Raw genomic sequence first — 18,081 nt, forward strand, 5'->3', positions numbered from 1 at the left:
TCAGCGGCTTCCAGCCGCCCTCCTGCTGATCAGGTATCGCGCCCAGAAGGGCGCGAACACCATAAGGACGACCATTCGCAGCAGGTGATGGAAGGCGACGAAGACAGGATCGATGTCCAGCGCCACGGCGAGTATCGCCATCTCACCAATGCCGCCTGGCGCCAGCGCCAGCAAGGCGACATCGCGAGGCACGCCGATCAGCCGGTGAATCGTCTCGGCGAACAGCGCCAGTACCGCCAGCGCCAGCAGCGTCGCGACACCGGCTTCGAGCAGGTAGCGGCCCAGGCGCGCCCGGGACAAACCCTGGAAACGCGAGCCGATGGCGCTGCCCAGCACCCAGAGCATCACGTTCAGCCCCCAGTCGGGGAGCTGCAGGCTGGCAATATCGAAGCCGGACAGCACCGCGGCAAACAGCAGGGGAGCCAACAGCGACGCGCTGGGCAGCCTGAGCCGGTTACCCAGCATGATCAGCAGCGGCAGCATCAATAGCATCCAGAGGTGAGCCGATGCCACCGCCGCCGCTTCGACCTGGCCGGCGGCACCGCCCTCCCAGAGCCAGAACAGGGGCGGCAGCCACAGCACCACCAGGATGATGCGTAGCGACTGGGCAATGGCGATGCGCTGGGGGTCACCGCCGCACTTCTCGCCCATCAGGATCATCGCGGTCATGGCCCCGGGCGCCGAGGCGAACCAGGCGCTCACCGGGTCGAAGCCGCAGCGACGATACCAGGCCGCCGCCACCGCCGTGGAAACCGCCACGCCGACGAGCAGCAGCGCCGCCGACAGCGGCCAGTCCAGTACCCGATCGGCCAGCTGCGGCGTGACCTGGCTACCCAGCACCAGGCCCAGCACGCCGAGAAAGGCCTCACGAAGGCCTTCGGGGACGCGGACATCGACGCCCCGCGCCGAGACCAGCAGGTTGGCCACCAGCGGACCCAGCATCCAGGCCAACGGCAGGCCGGTGAGCTGGAAAAGCAGCCCGCCCAGCGCTCCGATGCCCAATGACCTCGCCAATGCCCAACCTGCAGCGCGCCCCATTACTCTCCCTTCTGTTAACCGGCTAACGAAATGAGTATGCCATAATGCCGGCCCAGCTTCTTGACACCCATACTTGCCATCTCATCCTTGCACACCTGCTTGCCGGAGACGCCCATGCCCCGCCTCGATCAGCTAGTCGTCAGCCAGGGCCTCGCCCGTTCGCGCACACGGGCCCAGCGACTGATCCGCAACGGCCGCGTCAGCGTTGCCAGCAGCGGACGGGTGCTCGACAAGCCAAGCGAGAAACTCGCCGAAGATTGCCGCCTCACGGTCACGGAGGATCCTGAGGAGCGCTACGTATCGCGGGCGGGACTCAAGCTCGAGGCATTGATCGAGGCGCTGGGGCTCGATCTCGAGGGCAAGTTGATACTGGACGTGGGCCAGTCCACCGGCGGCTTTACCGATTGCGCGCTGCGCTACGGAGCCCGCCATGTGGTCGGCGTGGAGGTAGGCCACGGTCAGTTGGATGCCGAACTGCGTGGCGAGCCGCGGGTCACCTGCCTGGAGGGGCTCAACGCTCGGGCCATGGCCGACGAACCGCGACTCCATGCGGCTCTGACGGCTCAGGGCGCCGAGAGACCCGACATTGCGGTAATGGACGTCTCCTTCATCTCACAGACGTTGATACTGCCCCAGCTCGCCGCCCTGTTGCCCCCTGGTGGCGAGCTGCTCAGCCTGGTCAAGCCGCAGTTCGAACTCGGCCCGGGGGGCGTCGACGGCCGCGGCATCGTGAAGGACCCGGCAAGCTACCTCGCCGTGGAAACCCGGCTTCGCAGCGGCTGCGCTGACACCGGTTTCCGTATCCTTCACTGGCAGGAGAGTCCTCTGCTCGGCGGCGACGGGAACCGGGAGTTCCTGTTACACGCCGTGCGGGAAGCGAAGGACTAGCCAGGCGCACCTACCGCCCGCCATCCCCACCGCCATCACCGCCACCGTCGCTGTCTCCTGCACTGATATCGCCGGGGTCGCCATGGGCCCCGGGAGCGGGGTGGGCGGGATCGATTCGCTGGCCGGCCGGCCCGCTCACCACCTTCCTGCTGGCACCATCGGGGCGATGCAGCCATACCTCGAGCTGGTTGAAGGCAATGTCCACCTCGTGCTCGGCAAACAGCTCCCCGACACGACAGTTGATCTCGTCGGTGGCGTAAAGCCGATCCCCCAGGGCGTTGACGAAGACACGAAGTTCGAAATTCAGCGTGCTATCGCCATAGTCCATGAAGAACACCTGCGGTTCGGGCTCGGCCAGTACCCGCGGATTCTCGTCGGCCGCCTGGCGCAACAGCTGATGGACCAGACGATGATCCGAGCCGTAGGCCACGCCGAAATTGAGTACCACCCGGGTGATCGTATCCGACAGCGACCAGTTGATCAGCTGGTCGGTGACGAAGGTCTTGTTGGGTATGATGATCTCCTTGCGATCGAAGTCGGTCACCGTGGTGGCCCGTATACGGATCTTGCTCACCGTACCGGAGAGATTGCCAAGCGTGATGGTGTCGCCAATGCGCACCGGGCGCTCGAAGAGGATGATCAGGCCCGAGACGAAGTTGGCGAATATCTCCTGCAGGCCGAAGCCGAGCCCCACGCCCAGTGCTGCCACCAGCCACTGTAGTTGGCTCCAGGCCACCCCCAGGGTCGCCAGCGCCACGATGAGGCCGGTACCGACGATGGTGTAGGAGAGCAGCGAGGTGATCGCATAGGCGCTGCCCTGCTTCAACTCCAGCCGCGACAGCACCATTACCTCCAGCAGGCCGGGCAAGTTGCGCGCCATTATCAGCGTGAAGCCGAACACCAGCAGCGCGGTAAAGATATCGGCCACCGAGAGGGCACTGGTGACCAGGTCCGCCCCCACGCCGTCGGAGGCCTCCCAGATGGCAACGCGCTCCAGGTAGCCCAGGACCGTGAGCAGGTCCGACCAGACCAGATAGAGCAGCAGCGCAAAACCGATCAACAGAATCAGTTTGGATAGGCGCAGCGACTGCTGGTTGATCTGCTCCATGTCCAGCGGCGGCTCTTCAACCACTTCCACCCCACCTTCGGCCCCCTCCTGCACCTGCGACCGACGACGAGCCAGCGCTCGCTTGAAGGCCAGCCGGCGGGCCGCCACCGCCAGTCCGCGCACCACCGTGGCCTCGACCAGGATCCACATGGCCAGCAGGTAGAGCGTAATGACAAAGCGCCCCACCAGGCTCAGTGCCGTGTATTCGTAGCCGGAAACGATCAGGCCGACGAGCGCCAGCGGAACCACCGCCAAGACCAGCCCCAGGACCAGGCGGAACAGCTTGACCCCGAAGAACGGCGTATGGGCCATGATCAGGCGTGCCAGCAGTACGCTCATGGCCAGCAGGCCGCCGAGCAGCAACGTCAGCGCCAGGGGGCGCGTGGTGAGGCTGATCTCGCCATCCCGCGCCAGGGTCGAGATCAGCAGTGTCGGCACCAGTGCCAGGCCCAGCCATCGCAGCAGCTCACGCAGCCGGGCGACATATCCCGCCGGCCAATAGAAATGCTTGGTCGCCACGCCGTCACGCACCAGCAGTCGCCGCGACCAGGCAATGAAGGCCCAGGCCAGGGCCAGGTGCCAGAAGGCCAGCCCCAGCCCCGAGGCGATGCCCTGGCCATCGGCCACCAGCGCAGTGCCGAGGCCACCCAGGGCCAGGGGGCCCGGGAGCGCCAGCAATGCGTTCAGCGCGACCGCCTGGGGCGTATGGCCCTGGGAGTCGCTGCGCAGCCGACCTATCTGCTCGTGCAGTGCCACCAGCCTGGCCTGGATGCGTCGGCGTGACCAGAGCAGCGCCAGCGACAGTAAAAGAAAAGGCAACCCGACCAGCGCCTTGGCATCCGGGATCCGCCAGTGATGCGGCAGCGCCTCGCGCCACTCCCCCACCTGCCACTCCAGCACCAGGTTCGCCGGCAGTTGCCGGAACCAGGCCAGATCCAGCGGACGGGTATTGGCGATCCAGAAGAGCTGCTCGTCAATAGTGCTGCGCAGCTCTCTCGACGTTTCCAGCAGCTGCTGCTGGTTGAGCTGGAACTCGATAGCCGAGCTCAACAGGTTGCCATAGCTCTGCTCGAGCTGATCCACCAGCTCACGCCGCGACTGGTAGAGGTGCTGCAGCGACTCGATCAGTGCCGGCGTCACCTCCACTCCCGCCTCCTCCAGGCGCTGGTTGGCCAGGCGCTCGCCCTGGCGCAGCATATCGCGCTGTCGCACCAGGTCGAACTGCCGCAAGCGCAGGTCGGCGATCTCATCCTGAAGGTCGCCCCGGGCATCCACCTGGGGCAGTGAGCGACGCTGTTCACGCAGAATACGCGACAGCAGCAGGCTGCCGCGGATCGCATCGATCTGCTCATTGAGGCTGCGCTGCAGCTGGCGCACATGGTCGAGCTGGCTGCGCAGTGCCAGGCTTTCCCGCACCAGGCCATTGATACGATCATTGGCCCGAAGCAGCTCCAGGCTGAGTTCACGATTGACCTGCTGTGCCCGCTCCAGCACCGGGTGACCCGCCTCGAGCAGCGGGTCGTCCCGGGCGGCATCGGCAATGGCCTGCTCCGATGCAAGCCGCCGCTGCCGATCGATGACGCTCTGCAATATGGCGAGCTCGGTCTCCTGTCGGGTCACCTGCTGCGTCAACAGGTCGCGCCGCTGCTGTGCCAGCTCACGCAGTCGGGTATTGCTGCCCAGCTGGCGCTGGTGCAGCCTCAGGGAGCGCTCGGCCAGGCGCCGCTCGACCTGGCGTTGCCACAGCTGCGGCGCATCTTCGGTCAACCCTTGCCCCTCCAACGCATCCAGCGCGCGCCGGGATCGCTCAGCGGCCTGCATCGCCTCGGAAATGGCCTGCTGTGCCCGCTCGGGAAGCGTCTGGGCAGAAAGCAACTGGGTGTTGACCTCGGCCAGACGGTCCTGGAGCTGCTGCAGCTCGAAAACCGCCTCCTGCTGACGATACTCGAGCTCCTCGAGGGGCTGGTCATCCAGCTCGGTGGCCGACCGCTCGCGCGCGGCCTCCTCTTCCTGCAACAGCTCCCGCTCGAGCCGCATCAGTTCCCCGGGGGCCTCCTCGAGTCGCTGCTCGAGAGCGTTAAGACGCTCTTCGACCCCCGCCAACTGCTCCAGCGCTTCAAGCGTCGCCTCCAATGCCTCGATGGCACGCTGATCGGCTTCACTGACGCTTTCCCCTTCGGCAGGACGCAGTTCGTCCAGGCGCGCCTCCACCGCCGCTCTATCGGGCAAATCTTCATCGGCTACTGCCGCTGCACCCGGCAGCAACAGCAAAGCGGCCAGCAGACAGAGCCCCAGGAACGTGGACCGGATGGCACCGGCAGAAACAGAAATGGCGTACACGATATCCTCTTTGACAAGGGCCCCTTGCCCGGCCCGATTCTCGGCCTACCGGACGAACTTGGCAATGATTGTCGTCAGCAGTTGACTTGCGTCGGCGTCATGGTAGAAACGGAACTCAAATGCCTCGCTTCGAGTTGCCCTAATGACCATTCGTTCCATCCTGTTCGTCGGTGCCAGTCTGCTGGGAGTGCTGCCGCTCGTTGCCCTGGCCCAAGCCACCCCCCAGAGAGATATTGAACGAGAGGCCCTGGAAAGCCGCATCGAGGCCCTGTCCAGCGAACTGGATACCCTTCAGCGCCAGTTGGAAACGCTCCCCGAGGACCCCGAGATGGCGGCCGACCCGGATGACGTGGTACAGGAAGAGATGGCTCAGCGTCGCCAGTTGGAGCGCGAGTCGACCCGCAATCCTTTCGCCATCACGACCCATCGGCGCAACTACCTCTTTCCGCTGAGCTACACCACCAACCCCAATCATCCGGCCTTTCGTGACATCTCGGCCGATAACGGCCCCAACGACCTCGAGGTCAAGTTCCAGTTCAGCGCCAAGGTCAACATCGCCGAAGACCTGTTCGGTGACACCGGCGACGTCTACTTTGCCTTCACCCAGCGCAGCTGGTGGCAGGCCTATAATACCGACGCCTCCTCCCCCTTCCGGGAAACCAACTATGAGCCGGAAATCTTCCTGGACCTGGACACCAACTGGCGCATGTTCGGCTGGACCAATACCCGCAACCGCTTTGCCCTCAACCATCTCTCCAACGGACGCTCCGAACCCTTGTCACGCAGCTGGAACCGCGCGTACCTGGAGAGCGTCTTTCAGCGCGGAGACTGGGCGGTTGCCGTCGCACCGCACTGGCGCTTCCCGGAATCGCAGACCAGTGATGACAACCCCGACATCGACCGCTACATGGGCTATGGCGATGTCACCGTTGCACGGCGCATCAACGGCGACCAGGAGGCCAGCCTGATGGTGCGCGGCAATCCCAGCGCGGGCAACCTGGGCTCACAGATCGACTACTCCTGGCCCTTTTTCGGGAATATCCGCGGGCATGTCCAGTATTACTACGGCTACGGGGAGAGCATGATCGATTACGATCATCGCAACCACCGCCTGAGCGTTGGCTTCAGCCTCAATCCCATGTTTTCCGGCAGCGGCAGTGTCCGTTGAGGCTATCCTTGAACGCCTGCAACACAATGACGTGCATTGAAGTCGCACCAACGAATGCTATGCTGAGCCTGTCATTCATCGTCAAAGGAAGACCGTCATGGCATCTCGCAAGCCCAGTACCGACGACACCACGCATCAACTCAAGGAAGACCTGCACCATCTCACTCAGACGATCGAGGACCTGGTCAGCGCTACCGCCGACGACTCCCGGAGCAATATCAAGGAGCTACGAGCCCGCGCCGAGAAACGACTGAAAGAGACCCGCGACCGACTCGAGTCACGTGGCGAGCGCCTCTATGACGAAGCGCGTGATTCAGTGTCCCATCAGGTGGATGCCTGTGACCGCTACGTTCACGACAACCCCTGGACCAGCGTCGGCCTGGGTGCCGCCGCCGGTATCGTCATCGGCATGCTTATCGGGCGTCGCTGATGGAGTCGAGCCAGGGACCGGTTCAACGGCTATTCAGCGCCGGCAAGCGGCTGCTCAACAGCCTGCTTGCCGTCGGCGAGACGCGCCTGCGTCTCGTCGTGCTCGAGCTCGAAGAAGAAAGAGCACGACTGTTTACCCTGCTGCTGCTATCCGGCCTGAGCCTGCTGCTGATGCTGCTGGGCCTTGGCATGCTGATGCTGCTGGTGGTGGTGATCTTCTGGGACACGCACCGCCTGGCGGCCATTACGATCAGTGCCGCCGTACTGCTCGGAGGGGGTCTCTTGCTTGCCCTGCTGGTGATACGCCTGGCACGGCGCCATACCCTGCTGAAGGATACGCTGGCTCAACTGGCCACCGACCGTAACCTGATGAACCGTGATCTGGTGGAGAGTGCCCGTGACGAGCCGCGCCGCTGAGCGACAGCAGGGCCAGCCCCCCAGCAGGGCCGAACGCAAGGCCCGACTGCTTGCAACCATAGAACAGCAGCGCATCGATATCCTGGTGGAATCCAGCCGCTGGCGCGAAGCCAGCCGGCCCCTCGACGATGGCTGGCGCTCCCTGATGCGGTTCAGGAGTGTCATACTCGCTGCGGGCGGCCTTGCTGTATTGCAGAGCGCCCGACACCCCTCCTCGCTGGTTCGTGTCGGCAAGCGTGTCGCTGCCGGCGCCCTGCTGCTCAATCGCGCACGCCGGCTGTTCAATCAGTTCCGCTGAGATAGGCGGGACACGTCATGGGGAGTTCGACAATGGCACTCGCCATCACCCTGCACATGCTTGCCGCGGTCATCTGGGTCGGCGGCATGTTCTTCGCCTGGATGATCCTGCGCCCGATAGCGGCGAGCCAACTGGAACCGCCGCAGCGGCTGCCGCTCTGGGTTGGCGTATTCAAGCGCTTCTTTCCCTGGGTCTGGTTGACCGTTATCGTGCTGCTCGGCACGGGGCTATGGATGCTCTTAGCCGTATTCGGCATGGCCGGCGCCCGCTGGCACATCCATCTGATGCTGCTCACCGGTCTGGTGATGATGGGCATCTTCGGGTACATCTATTTCGCCCCCTACCCACGCCTCAAGGCGGCAGTGGAAGGTCATGCCTGGCTCGAAGGAGGCAAGCAGCTGGCGGAAATACGCCGCTGGATCGGGATCAACCTGATTATCGGCCTTGTCACCGTGGCGATAGCCTCCGGTGGTCGCTTTCTGTAAAGCCCGATACAACCACTGACGTTTCAGCCTCCGCCGGGCGCCTGGCGGCGCCAGTCGCGATGGGAACTCGGAGCGCCGAACCGAGCGCTCCAACAGCGAATCTCTCCACCGACGGCGCCACGCCGCTGTTGGAGTATCTTTAGATCACGACTGGAGGCCGAAGGCCTCCCGGCGGTGTTGCCGATGCCGGCGACCACTGCCAGCGTTGCGGCCTCCGCCAAGGCGCCTGCAGGCGCCAGTCGCGACGCGGAGCGGCGCTCCAACAGCTGTTTTTTCCTGCCTTGGCAATGACCGCCGAGGCGCCTGGCGGCGCCAGTCGCGGTGGGAACTCGGAGCGCCGAACCGAGCGCTCCAACAGCGTTTTTTCTAATGTTGAAGCAGCTTCAGCTCGCGACTGGAGGCCGAAGGACTCCCGGCGGTGTTACCAATGCTGGAGATTGCCGCCAGCGTTGGCAGCTTCCGCCAAGGCGCCTCCCGGCGCCAGTCGCGACGCGGAGCGGCGCTCCAACAGCTGTTTTTTCCTGCCTGGTACTGACCGCCGAGGTGCCTGCCGGCGCCAGTCGCGACGCAAAGTCGGAACACTGAACCGGGCGCTCCAACAGCTGCTTTCTTCACCGATGGTAACTACCCGCTATAGGGAAGCCGAAGCCGGGCTGGCCGCCTTTCGCTTCATCCCCGGGACCCATTTCATGCAGCTTTCCCCGCGCTTTAGCCGGCGTTCGACGAACTGTCGGGTACGGCGCTGGCCATCGCTGCTGTCGCAGGACCAGACGGCTAGGGTGGCGACAAACAGGCTGGTCAGTGCCACCTCCTCGACCTGAGCCCGCCGGGTACCATAGCGCGCTTCCAGCCGGGCGGCTTCGCGCAGCCACTGCACGGTGCGCGACAGGTCGAAGGCCATGGGTACCCAGGTATGCAGATGCGGCAGGTGGGCCTTGGTCCGCAGCATCTGCACGGTGACCCGGCGATGGGCGGCGAAGGCGTCGAACCACGCCAGCAGGCAGTGCTCGATGCGGATCCGCTCAGGCCAGTCCTCGAAGGTGTTCGGTTTCTCCGCCAGCATGGCCCGCCAGCCACGCTGGAACCAGGCGTTGGCCACGTCATCCATGTCGCGAAAGCGCTCCAATACCACGGACATCGGCAATTCGAGACTGTGTGCGACCTCGGAGAGACGCACTGCCTGCCAGCCCCGCTCTTCTGCCTGGCGCACGGCCTCATCGACGATATGGTCGGCGAACGGAGACGCCTTGGAATCGGAGGAGTCCTGAATCGCTATCATGGTCATGGCGGCCCTCTGCTTACAGCGTGGTTCTGTTATGCAGCATAGACCGGAATTCCGGCGAAGCCATCAGGCGGCACGCTCCAGATAATGGATGCAAAACAGCGCGTGGCGATCCGTCCAGTAAGCCCGCGGTACGAAGCCAGCTCCTCCGGCAAGCTTACGAAAGCCGGTAATGCTGTACTTGTACGAGCTTTCGGTATGCAGGGTCTCGCCCTCCTCGAAGTCGACCCGCTCCCCCGCCACGCGGATGGCCTGGTTGTGCAAGCTCACCAAATGCATCTCGATGCGTGAATCGGCCTCGTTGTAGAAGGCGCTGTGACGAAACGCCTGCGGCTCCACCTCGGCCTCGAACTCATGTCGCAGTCGTTCCAGCAGGTTGAGGTTGAAGGCCGCGGTCACACCGGCGGCATCGTTATAGGCAGCATCGAGAATCGCGCGGTCCTTGATAAGGTCGACGCCGATCAGCAGTCCACCGCCGGCGGGCAGTAGCGTCGCCAGCCCCTCAAGGAAGCCTTTTGCCTCCTCGGGAGTGAAATTCCCTACGCTCGAACCGGGAAAAAAGGCCACCGGACGTTCTCCCGCCAGCCCCTCCGGCCAGGTCATGGGGCGCGTGAAGTCGGCGCAAGCGGCGTGGACCTCAAGCCAGGGGTAATCCTTTGCCAGGCGATGGGTGCTCGCCAGCAGAAAGTCACGAGAGATATCCACGCCCAGGTAGCAGACTGGATTCAGCGCTTCTAGCAACAGGCGCACTTTGCGGCTGGCGCCGCTACCCAGCTCGATGAGGGTCGCGTCACGGCCCACCATCTCGGCAATATCAGCGGCAGCCGCGCGCAGGATCGCCTCTTCGGTGCGGGTCAGGTAGTACTCCGGCTGCTCGCAGATGGCAGCGAACAGCTCGGAGCCGCGTCGGTCGTAGAAGAGCTTGGGGGAGGTATGCTTGGGCGTAGCGGCAAGCCCGGCTAGCAGTTCCTCGCAAAGTGAAGCCGCTGCCTCCGGCGGATGCTGGTTGTGAAAGTGTACGAGCGGGTCCATGTCATACCTCTCTGGCTAACCGAAAACCGGAAAATGCCCAGCGTGCCTGGGTTGGGTAGAAGTGGGTACCCGGCAGGGAACGAAAGCCCGGATAGGGCCGGTAGGCACACTCCTGATGACTAACCACATCCGGGACGAACCGATTTTTCCAGCTTAGCAATGCCCCAGAGAATATCCGGTTATGTTGGGTAAGGTTTTTCGTGTGCCTCTCGTTTACAGTGAAAGCCCACACGCCACCCCCGAGGCCCAGGCCCACTGGAAGTTATAGCCGCCAAGCTCACCGGTCACGTCGAGCACCTCGCCGATAAAGCGCAGCTGAGGCAAGCCCTCGACGCTGAAGTCCTTCGAGGAAATCGGCGCAGTGTCGACACCGCCCAGGGTCACCTCGGCCGTACGCCAGCCTTCGGTGCCGGCAGGCTTTACCCGCCAGCGGTTCAGGTGCTCCTGCCACGCCGCGATGCGCGCATTGGAGAGATCGGCCAGGACCGGATCCTCGCCGTGCCATTCGCCCAGGGACTGGGCCAATCGCTTGGGCAGGCGCTCGCCCAGCCAGGTGGAGAGCTGGCGTCTTGGGTTTTGCCGACGAGCGGCCGTCAGGGCCTCTCCCACGTCGATGCCGGGCAGCAGGTCTATCTCGAGTTCGTCGCCTGGCAGCCAGTAGCTGGAAATCTGCAGCATGCCCGGCCCCGAGAGGCCGCGGTGGGTAAACAACAGGGGCTCGCGATAGCGTCGCTCACGCCCCGGCCCCTGTCGCTGGCCATCACGCAGCGCGCTGACCGCCACATCGCAGGACACGCCCGAGAGCGCCGCCGCACGTGCCTTCCACTGTGAGGTCAGCGTAAACGGCACCAGCGCGGGGCGGGTGTCGGTGACCGCCAGGCCGAACTGCCGGGCGATGTCGTAGCCGAAGCCGGTCGCCCCCATGGTGGGAATCGACAGGCCCCCGCAGGCCACCACCACGGCACCGGTCTCGATGCGGCCCAGTGATGTCAGCACTTGCATCCCCTCCCCCTGCCGCTCGACCCGCTCCACCGAGCACTGCAGGCGAATATCGACCCCGGCCCAGTCGCACTCGGTGAGCAGGACATTCAGGATTTCCTTGGCGGAATCGGCGCAGAACAGCTGTCCAGGGGCCTTTTCCACGTAGTCGACCCCGTGGCGCTCGATCAGCTCCACGAAGTGCTCTGGCCGGTAGCGCTTCAACGCCGAGATGCAGAAGTGCGGGTTGTCTGAAAAAAAGTTGGCCGGGCCAGTCGACAGGTTGGTGAAGTTGCAACGCCCCCCGCCGGACATGAGGATCTTCTTTCCCGCCTTGTTGGCATGGTCGACGACCAGTACCCTCCGCCCGCCGTAACCGGCCGTCAGCGCGCACATCAGACCGGCGGCGCCCGCCCCGATCACCACCACGTCATAGGTCATGCGCACATGTCTCCCGGCCATGCTGTCAGGGCGCGCATTCTAGCAGCCGCATGCGACCGCGCCCATTCAGGTCCTCTCAATTAGAAACAGTGTCGCCAAGCTGTGCTAGGGTCAACAAGCCAACCGAAGAAACATCACAATCAAGAAAAGAGGTTCAATAATGACGTATCCGAAGAAGGCAATGCTGGGCGGCGCTCTGCTGGCTACCACTCTGATGACGGGCGGCCTGGTGCAGGCGGACGACTTCCCGAGCCAGCCACTGACGATGGTGATCGGCTTTGGCGCCGGGGGGAGCACCGATATCCAGGGTCGTGTTCTGGCCAATGTGCTGGAGGATGAGCTGGGCCAGCCGGTCAACGTGGTCAACCAACCCGGTGCCGGCATGGGCGTGGCTCTAACGCGCCTGGTCAATAACGATGACGAGGGCTACACCTTCCTCTACGGTCCTACCTCGCCGATTACTTTCGGCCCCCTGGCGACCGAGGTCGACTACGACATGGATGACTTCCGCTATATCTCGGCGGTCTCCCTGGCGCAGGCCGGTATCGTCACCGGTGAAGATCGCCCCTTCGGCGACAGCTGGGAAGAGCTGCTCGATTATGCCCGTGAGAACCCGGGGGTCAGCTATGCCACCCAGACAGCCCAGGATAGGCTGATCATCGACTATATCGCCGAGCAGGAGGGGTTGGACCTGCGTATCGTGCCGACAGCCGGCGGGGCGGGCATGGCCCCACTGATCCTGTCCGGTGATGTCGATTTCGCCTATAGCGGGGGCACCCACTCTGGCTATGCCGATTCCGGAGAGATGCCCGTACTGCTGAGCCTGGCAGAGGATCGCCTCGTCGCCTTCCCAGACGCTCCGACTCTGGTCGAAGCCGGCTACGACATCACGCCGGGCGACATTCTCATGGCGGCCCTGCCGAAGGGCGTGCCCGATGAGCGTGCAGAGCGCCTGGCCCAGGCCCTGGAAGCGGCGACACAGGACGAGCGTTTCATTGAAGTGACCGAGGAGCGTCTGCTGCTCCCGGTCAATTATATGGACGAGGAGGAACTGACCGACACGCTCTATGCCCAGCGTGACGCTTTCGCCGAGCTGATCGACGAAATGGGAGGGGTTGAAGCGCCAGAGTGACCTTGCCGCCGGCTCCTTTCCGGGGCCGGCATTTCCGCCTCACATCTCTTCTCTTCTCTTCTCTTCTCTTCTCTTTTTTGTACAATATACGTACAATTAAATCTGACTGCGTCACTGTCACTGCGTGGAACTTGTGAATTGTTGCCACACTTCCACCAAGCCGCGTGGCTAGTATTATCACGGTGCCCCAAAGGATTGGGTCGTCTCTCAGTCATGCATCGTCCGATTCGCCACAAGAGCCCCGATGAAAACGATTTCACGCCTCAAGCCCCCCAAGTGGCACGACACAGTGTTGTTGCTGTCATCGTTGTTGCTGCTAACACTCGCTCTGCTTTTGCTGAGCCTGCCGCTTGCCGCTCAGGAGCGCACCGCGGTGATTGCCTCCCGCGTGACGCTGGAGCCCTGGTCCGACCCCCTCGAGGCGCTGGGCACCCTGCGCGCCGACGAGAGCGTCACCCTGTCTGCCACCGTTACCGAGATCGTCGCCGAGCTCAATTTTCGTGACGGTGACCTGGTGGAAGCCGGCCAGCTGCTGATCCGCCTGGAGGATGGCGAGCAGCAGGCACAGCTGCGAGCCGCCCAGGCCCAGCGCGACGAGCGACGCAGCGCGGTCAACCGGCTCACCCAGCTGCAGGAACGCAACATGGCGCCCCGCGCCGACGTCGAGGACAGCCAGGCACGACTGCGCCAGGTGGAAGCCGAGATCCAGGGACTGGAGGCGCGCCTGACGAACTACCAACTGCGCGCCCCCTTCGACGGCCGGGTGGGCTTTCGCAACATCAGCGTGGGCAGCCTGGTCACCCCCGGTACCCAGCTGGTAACCCTGGACAAGACCGACGTGATGAAGCTCGACTTCAACGTGCCTGAGGTCTTTCTGGCGATCCTCGAGCCTGGCCTGCCACTGACCGCGCACAGCGCGGCCTTTCCCGACGATGTCTTCGAGGGCGAGGTAGCCAGCGTCGGCTCGCGGGTCGACCCGGTCAGCCGCAGCGTCAGCGTTCGCGCCGAGCTGGCCAATCCCGAGCTTCGGCTGCGCCCGGGCATGCTGATGGAGGTCGTGGTCCAGCGCAGGCCCCGACAGGCCGTAGTGGCACCCGAGTCGGTACTCGTTCCCAGCGGTGACCGACAATATGTGATGGTGATTGATGAAGCCGACGGCAACCGACTCGAGCGCCGCCGCGTCACCGTGGGAGAGCGCCGTACCGGTCAGGTCGAGATACTCGAAGGCCTGGCCGAGGGTGAACTGGTGGTCAACCATGGATTGCAGCGTGCCCGGGAGGGGGACAACGTGAGGCTGCTGGGCATCGCCGACGACGATGCCACGATCCGCAAGATACTCGAGCGGAACCGCAGTGAGGAAAGCTCCTGATGCGGCTCTCGGACCTATCCGTCCAGCGCCCGGTGATGGCCACCGTCCTGGCCCTGCTGATCGTCGCCTTCGGCCTGCTGGCCATGCAGCGCCTGCCGCTGCAGGAGTACCCCTCCATCGACCCGCCGGTGGTCAGCATCGACACCCGCTACCCCGGCGCCTCGGCCAACGTGGTCGAAACCCGGATCACCCAGTTGCTGGAAGACCGCATCGCCGGGGTCGAGGGCATCCAGCTGATCACCTCCTCCAGCGAGGATGGCCGTTCACGGATCAACATCGAGTTCCGCCTGGACATGGACATCGATGCTGCCGCCAACGACGTACGCGACCGCATCTCCGGCGCCCTGCGCAACCTGCCCGACGAAGCCGACCCGCCGGAAGTGCAGAAGGCCGACTCCAGCGAGGAGGTGGTGCTGTGGCTCTCCCTCTCCGGCGACGACTACACGATTCCCGAGCTCACCGACTATGCCGACCGCTACCTGGTGGACGGCTTCTCGGTACAGCCCGGCGTGGCAAGGGTACGCGTGGGGGGCGGACGGGAGTATGCCATGCGGGTGTGGCTCGACCGCAATGCGCTGGCGGCCCGCAACCTCACCGTGGGCGATGTGGAAAGCGCCCTGCGTGCCGAGAACGTGGAACTGCCGGCCGGGTCGATCGAGTCCCGCGATCGGCAGTTCATGGTTCGCCTGCCGCGCACCTTCAACCAGCCCGATGATTTCGAGCGCCTGGCGCTGACCCAGAGCCCCGATGGCTACCTGGTTCGCCTGGGCGATGTGGCGAGAGTGGAAATTGGCTCGGTGGATGATCGCTCGATCTTCCGCGCCAACGGCGTGCCGATGGTGGGCCTGGGAATCATGAAACAGTCCACCGCCAACGTGCTGGAGGTCTCCGAGGGCGTGCAGGCGGAGCTGGCGCGGGTGCAGAACAGCCTGCCCCAGGGCATGTCGCTCTCCCTCAACTATGATGCCTCGGTCTTCGTTTCCGGCGCCATCCAGCAGGTGGTGATCACGCTCGTCATCGCCATGGGTCTGGTGGTCGTGGTGATCTTCCTGTTCCTGGGCAACGTACGCACCACCCTGATACCCGCGGTAACGGTGCCGGTGGCGATGGTCGGCGCCTTCATGGCCCTGGCCCTGATGGGCTTCTCGATCAACCTGCTGACCCTGCTCGCCCTGGTGCTGGCCATCGGCCTTATCGTCGATGACGCCATCGTCGTGCTGGAGAACATTCACCGCCGCATGCACGACTACGGCGAGACTCCGCTGGTGGCGGCCTTCCGCGGCACCCGCCAGATCGCCTTTGCAGTCATTGCCACCACGCTGGTGCTGATCGCCGTGTTCGTGCCGCTGGGTTTCCTGCAGGGCAACGTCGGTCGCCTGTTCACCGAGTTCGCCTTGACCATGGCCGCCGCCGTGGCCATATCCAGCGTGCTGGCGCTCTCCCTGACCCCGATGATGGCCTCGAAGATTCTCAAGCCTTCGATGCACGAGGGCCGCATCGCCCTGGCGGTCCAGTGGCTGCTGGAATTCACCCAGCGCATCTATCGTACCCTGCTGATCTGGATACTCAGGGCGCGTGCCGCGGTGCTGGCGGTATTCGTGGCGCTGATTGCCGCCACCGTCTGGCTCGCCGACCTGCTGCCCAGCGAATACACCCCGCAGGAGGATCGCGGCAGCTTCATCATCCTGGTCAACGGCCCGGAGGGGGCCACCTTCGACTACATCATGGATTACATGGATGAGATCGAGACCCGGCTCGATCCCATGCTTGAGAGCGGCGAGCTCGAGCGAGTGGTGGTGCGCGCCCCACGCGGCTTCGGCAACATCGAGAATTTCAACAACGGCTTCGCCATCATCAGCATGTCCCCCTGGGGCGAGCGTCGCGATGCCTGGTCGATCATGGACGAGGTTCGCCGGGAGCTGGCCGACCTGCCCGGGGTGCAGGCCTTCCCGGTGATGCGCCAGGGCTTTGGCCAGCGCATCAGCAAGCCGGTGGAGTTCGTGCTGGGTGGCGGCACCTACGAAGAGCTTGCCGAGTGGCGCGATACCCTGATGGATCATATCCGCGAGGACAACCCGAGGCTGATCGGACTGGACAGCGACTATCGCGAGACCCAGCCACAGCTGCGCGTCGATATCGACTACTCCCGTGCAGCAGACCTGGGGGTCACCGTTACCGAGATCGGCCGCACCCTCGAGGTGCTGCTGGGCGGGCGCAACGTGACGCGCTATCTGGACAACGGCCAGGAGTACGACGTCATCGTCGAGGGTGACCGGGGCAGCCAGGCCAGCCCCCGCGCGCTGGACAACATCCAGGTGCGCTCGGCGCGCTCGGGCGAGCTGATTCCCCTGGCCAGCCTGGTGAGCTTCTCCGATTTCGCCGGTGCCAGCACCCTGAACCGCTTCAACCGGCTGCGCGCCATCACCATCGAAGCCAACCTGGCCGACGGCTACTCCCTGGGTGAAGCCCTGGATTACCTGGAGGTCGCCGCCGCCGAGGTGCTTCCCGGACAGGCCCAGACCGATGTCAGCGGCGCCTCCCGCGACTTCCGCCAGGCCAGCGGTGCCACTACCTTCCTGCTGATCCTGGGTGCGCTGGTGGTATTCCTGGTATTGGCGGCTCAGTTCGAGAGCTTCATCCACCCCTTCGTGATCATGCTTACGGTGCCTTTGGCCATGAGCGGCGCCATGCTGGGGCTGTTCGTCACCGGCCAGTCGCTCAACATCTACAGCCAGGTAGGCCTGGTGATGCTGATTGGCCTGGCGGCCAAGAACGGTATCCTGATCGTGGAGTTCGCCAACCAGCTGCGCGACGAAGGCCTGGCCTTCCGCGACGCCCTGCTCGACGCCGCGGTGACGCGCCTGCGCCCGATCCTGATGACGGCGGTGACCACCATGGCCGGCTCGATCCCGCTGATCGTTTCCAGCGGCGCCGGCGCCGAGTCGCGCATGGTGATCGGCACGGTGATTCTCTCCGGCGTCGCCGCCGCCACCCTGTTCACGCTGTTCGTGGTGCCGGTGGCCTACGACCTGCTGGCTCGCCACACCGGCTCCCCCGGCGATGTGAAACGCCGCCTGGAAGCGGAGATGAGCGTCGGCCCGGCCGCCCGAAGCGATGGAACCCACCATCAGGACGGCACCGACAGTCAGAAGGCATGAACGACGAAGGCCACCCAGAGGTGGCCTTCGTGTATGCCGCTGCTGGCGATCGTTCAGCAGTCGCCGAGGCGCTCGCCTTCGATCGTCGTGTTCATGGTCATCTCACCCATCGGCGAGTCGGTCTGGATATTGACGCTGCCTTCGACGCGCTCGCCCAGGAAATCCATCCGGCCGTCGATATCGGCCTGGCCACCATCGGCGTGGCACACCATCTTGTAATCGACACCGTCAGCGGAGACGTTGTGCTCCAGCAGCTCACACCCCTCTTCCACTTCCAGGAACTGGAAGTCGGCATCGTCGAGGTCGCCCTGCACGATGCACTCCTGATGGCTCTCGGTCTGGTCGGGGATCGGCATATCGCCTTCGACCGATGTGGTACTGGTGAACTGCCACTGGCCGGGTACGATATTGGGCGATTCTGCCACGGCGGTCAGCGGCAACATCAGCACGGTAGCGGCAAGCAAGGAACGAAAGGGCATGAAGACTCTCCAGTGGTTTAGTGAAGGGCGGAAGAAGAC

General features: G+C 64.4%; 15 protein-coding genes. 9 read left to right on the top strand and 6 right to left on the bottom strand.

What is annotated here, in order from left to right; genetic code table 11:
• A complete protein-coding gene (locus KZO25_RS15135; RefSeq protein ID WP_223137590.1) occupies positions 1 to 1,038 on the bottom strand; it encodes an AbrB family transcriptional regulator in 1,038 nt (345 codons plus the stop codon).
• A 114-nt stretch (positions 1,039 to 1,152) separates the two neighbouring features.
• Here KZO25_RS15135 and KZO25_RS15140 point away from each other — a divergent pair, with 114 nt between their 5' ends.
• Positions 1,153 to 1,926: a TlyA family RNA methyltransferase gene (locus KZO25_RS15140; RefSeq protein WP_223137591.1), complete on the top strand. Its 774-nt coding sequence runs from the start codon at positions 1,153 to 1,155 to the stop codon at positions 1,924 to 1,926.
• Between the two features lie 10 nt (positions 1,927 to 1,936).
• Here KZO25_RS15140 and mscK read toward each other — a convergent pair whose 3' ends face one another.
• Entirely contained in the window at positions 1,937 to 5,365 is a 3,429-nt protein-coding gene (mscK, locus tag KZO25_RS15145; protein ID WP_223137629.1) for a mechanosensitive channel MscK, read from the bottom strand.
• Positions 5,366 to 5,516: 151 nt separating this feature from the next.
• Between mscK and KZO25_RS15150 the strand changes: the two genes are divergently transcribed.
• The 5 genes from KZO25_RS15150 (at position 5,517) to KZO25_RS15170 (ending at position 8,171) form a co-directional block, all read left to right on the top strand.
• The gene (locus KZO25_RS15150) at positions 5,517 to 6,542 is read left to right on the top strand and encodes a phospholipase A (protein WP_223137592.1); all 1,026 of its coding nucleotides are present in this window, start codon (positions 5,517 to 5,519) and stop codon (positions 6,540 to 6,542) included.
• 97 nt (positions 6,543 to 6,639) lie between these two features.
• Entirely contained in the window at positions 6,640 to 6,972 is a 333-nt protein-coding gene (locus KZO25_RS15155) for a YqjD family protein (protein ID WP_223137593.1), read from the top strand.
• Complete coding sequence (locus KZO25_RS15160) at positions 6,972 to 7,388, top strand: phage holin family protein (RefSeq protein ID WP_223137594.1); 417 nt, start codon at positions 6,972 to 6,974, stop codon at positions 7,386 to 7,388. Before KZO25_RS15155 ends, KZO25_RS15160 begins: the two co-directional genes overlap by 1 nt.
• Positions 7,369 to 7,686 carry a YqjK family protein gene (locus tag KZO25_RS15165; RefSeq protein WP_316935712.1) on the top strand — a complete coding sequence of 106 codons (318 nt, stop codon included), beginning with the start codon at positions 7,369 to 7,371 and terminating at the stop codon, positions 7,684 to 7,686. Before KZO25_RS15160 ends, KZO25_RS15165 begins: the two co-directional genes overlap by 20 nt.
• 32 nt (positions 7,687 to 7,718) lie before the next feature.
• Positions 7,719 to 8,171: a CopD family protein gene (locus KZO25_RS15170; protein ID WP_223137596.1), complete on the top strand. Its 453-nt coding sequence runs from the start codon at positions 7,719 to 7,721 to the stop codon at positions 8,169 to 8,171.
• Positions 8,172 to 8,802: 631 nt separating this feature from the next.
• Here KZO25_RS15170 and KZO25_RS15175 read toward each other — a convergent pair.
• The 3 genes from KZO25_RS15175 to KZO25_RS15185 all read right to left on the bottom strand — a co-directional run bounded on the left by KZO25_RS15175 (position 8,803) and on the right by KZO25_RS15185 (position 11,904).
• Positions 8,803 to 9,456: a hypothetical protein gene (locus KZO25_RS15175; protein ID WP_223137597.1), complete on the bottom strand. Its 654-nt coding sequence runs from the start codon at positions 9,454 to 9,456 to the stop codon at positions 8,803 to 8,805.
• 63 nt (positions 9,457 to 9,519) lie between these two features.
• Positions 9,520 to 10,485, bottom strand: coding sequence for an L-histidine N(alpha)-methyltransferase (egtD, locus tag KZO25_RS15180; RefSeq protein WP_223137598.1), 966 nt, complete (start codon positions 10,483 to 10,485; stop codon positions 9,520 to 9,522).
• A gap of 213 nt (positions 10,486 to 10,698) precedes the next feature.
• Complete coding sequence (locus tag KZO25_RS15185) at positions 10,699 to 11,904, bottom strand: NAD(P)/FAD-dependent oxidoreductase (protein WP_223137599.1); 1,206 nt, start codon at positions 11,902 to 11,904, stop codon at positions 10,699 to 10,701.
• Positions 11,905 to 12,064: 160 nt separating this feature from the next.
• Here KZO25_RS15185 and KZO25_RS15190 point away from each other — a divergent pair, with 160 nt between their 5' ends.
• The 3 genes from KZO25_RS15190 (at position 12,065) to KZO25_RS15200 (ending at position 17,563) form a co-directional block, all read left to right on the top strand.
• Entirely contained in the window at positions 12,065 to 13,036 is a 972-nt protein-coding gene (locus tag KZO25_RS15190) for a Bug family tripartite tricarboxylate transporter substrate binding protein (protein WP_223137600.1), read from the top strand.
• Positions 13,037 to 13,280: 244 nt separating this feature from the next.
• A complete protein-coding gene (locus tag KZO25_RS15195; RefSeq protein WP_223137601.1) occupies positions 13,281 to 14,405 on the top strand; it encodes an efflux RND transporter periplasmic adaptor subunit in 1,125 nt (374 codons plus the stop codon).
• Complete coding sequence (locus tag KZO25_RS15200) at positions 14,405 to 17,563, top strand: efflux RND transporter permease subunit (protein ID WP_223137602.1); 3,159 nt, start codon at positions 14,405 to 14,407, stop codon at positions 17,561 to 17,563. Before KZO25_RS15195 ends, KZO25_RS15200 begins: the two co-directional genes overlap by 1 nt.
• A gap of 53 nt (positions 17,564 to 17,616) precedes the next feature.
• Here KZO25_RS15200 and KZO25_RS15205 read toward each other — a convergent pair whose 3' ends face one another.
• Positions 17,617 to 18,042: a DUF3617 domain-containing protein gene (locus KZO25_RS15205; protein WP_066452247.1), complete on the bottom strand. Its 426-nt coding sequence runs from the start codon at positions 18,040 to 18,042 to the stop codon at positions 17,617 to 17,619.
• Between the last annotated feature and the right edge of the window lie 39 nt (positions 18,043 to 18,081).

The organism is Halomonas sp. ANAO-440 (assembly GCF_019915905.1).
Lineage (GTDB): Bacteria > Pseudomonadota > Gammaproteobacteria > Pseudomonadales > Halomonadaceae > Halomonas > Halomonas chromatireducens.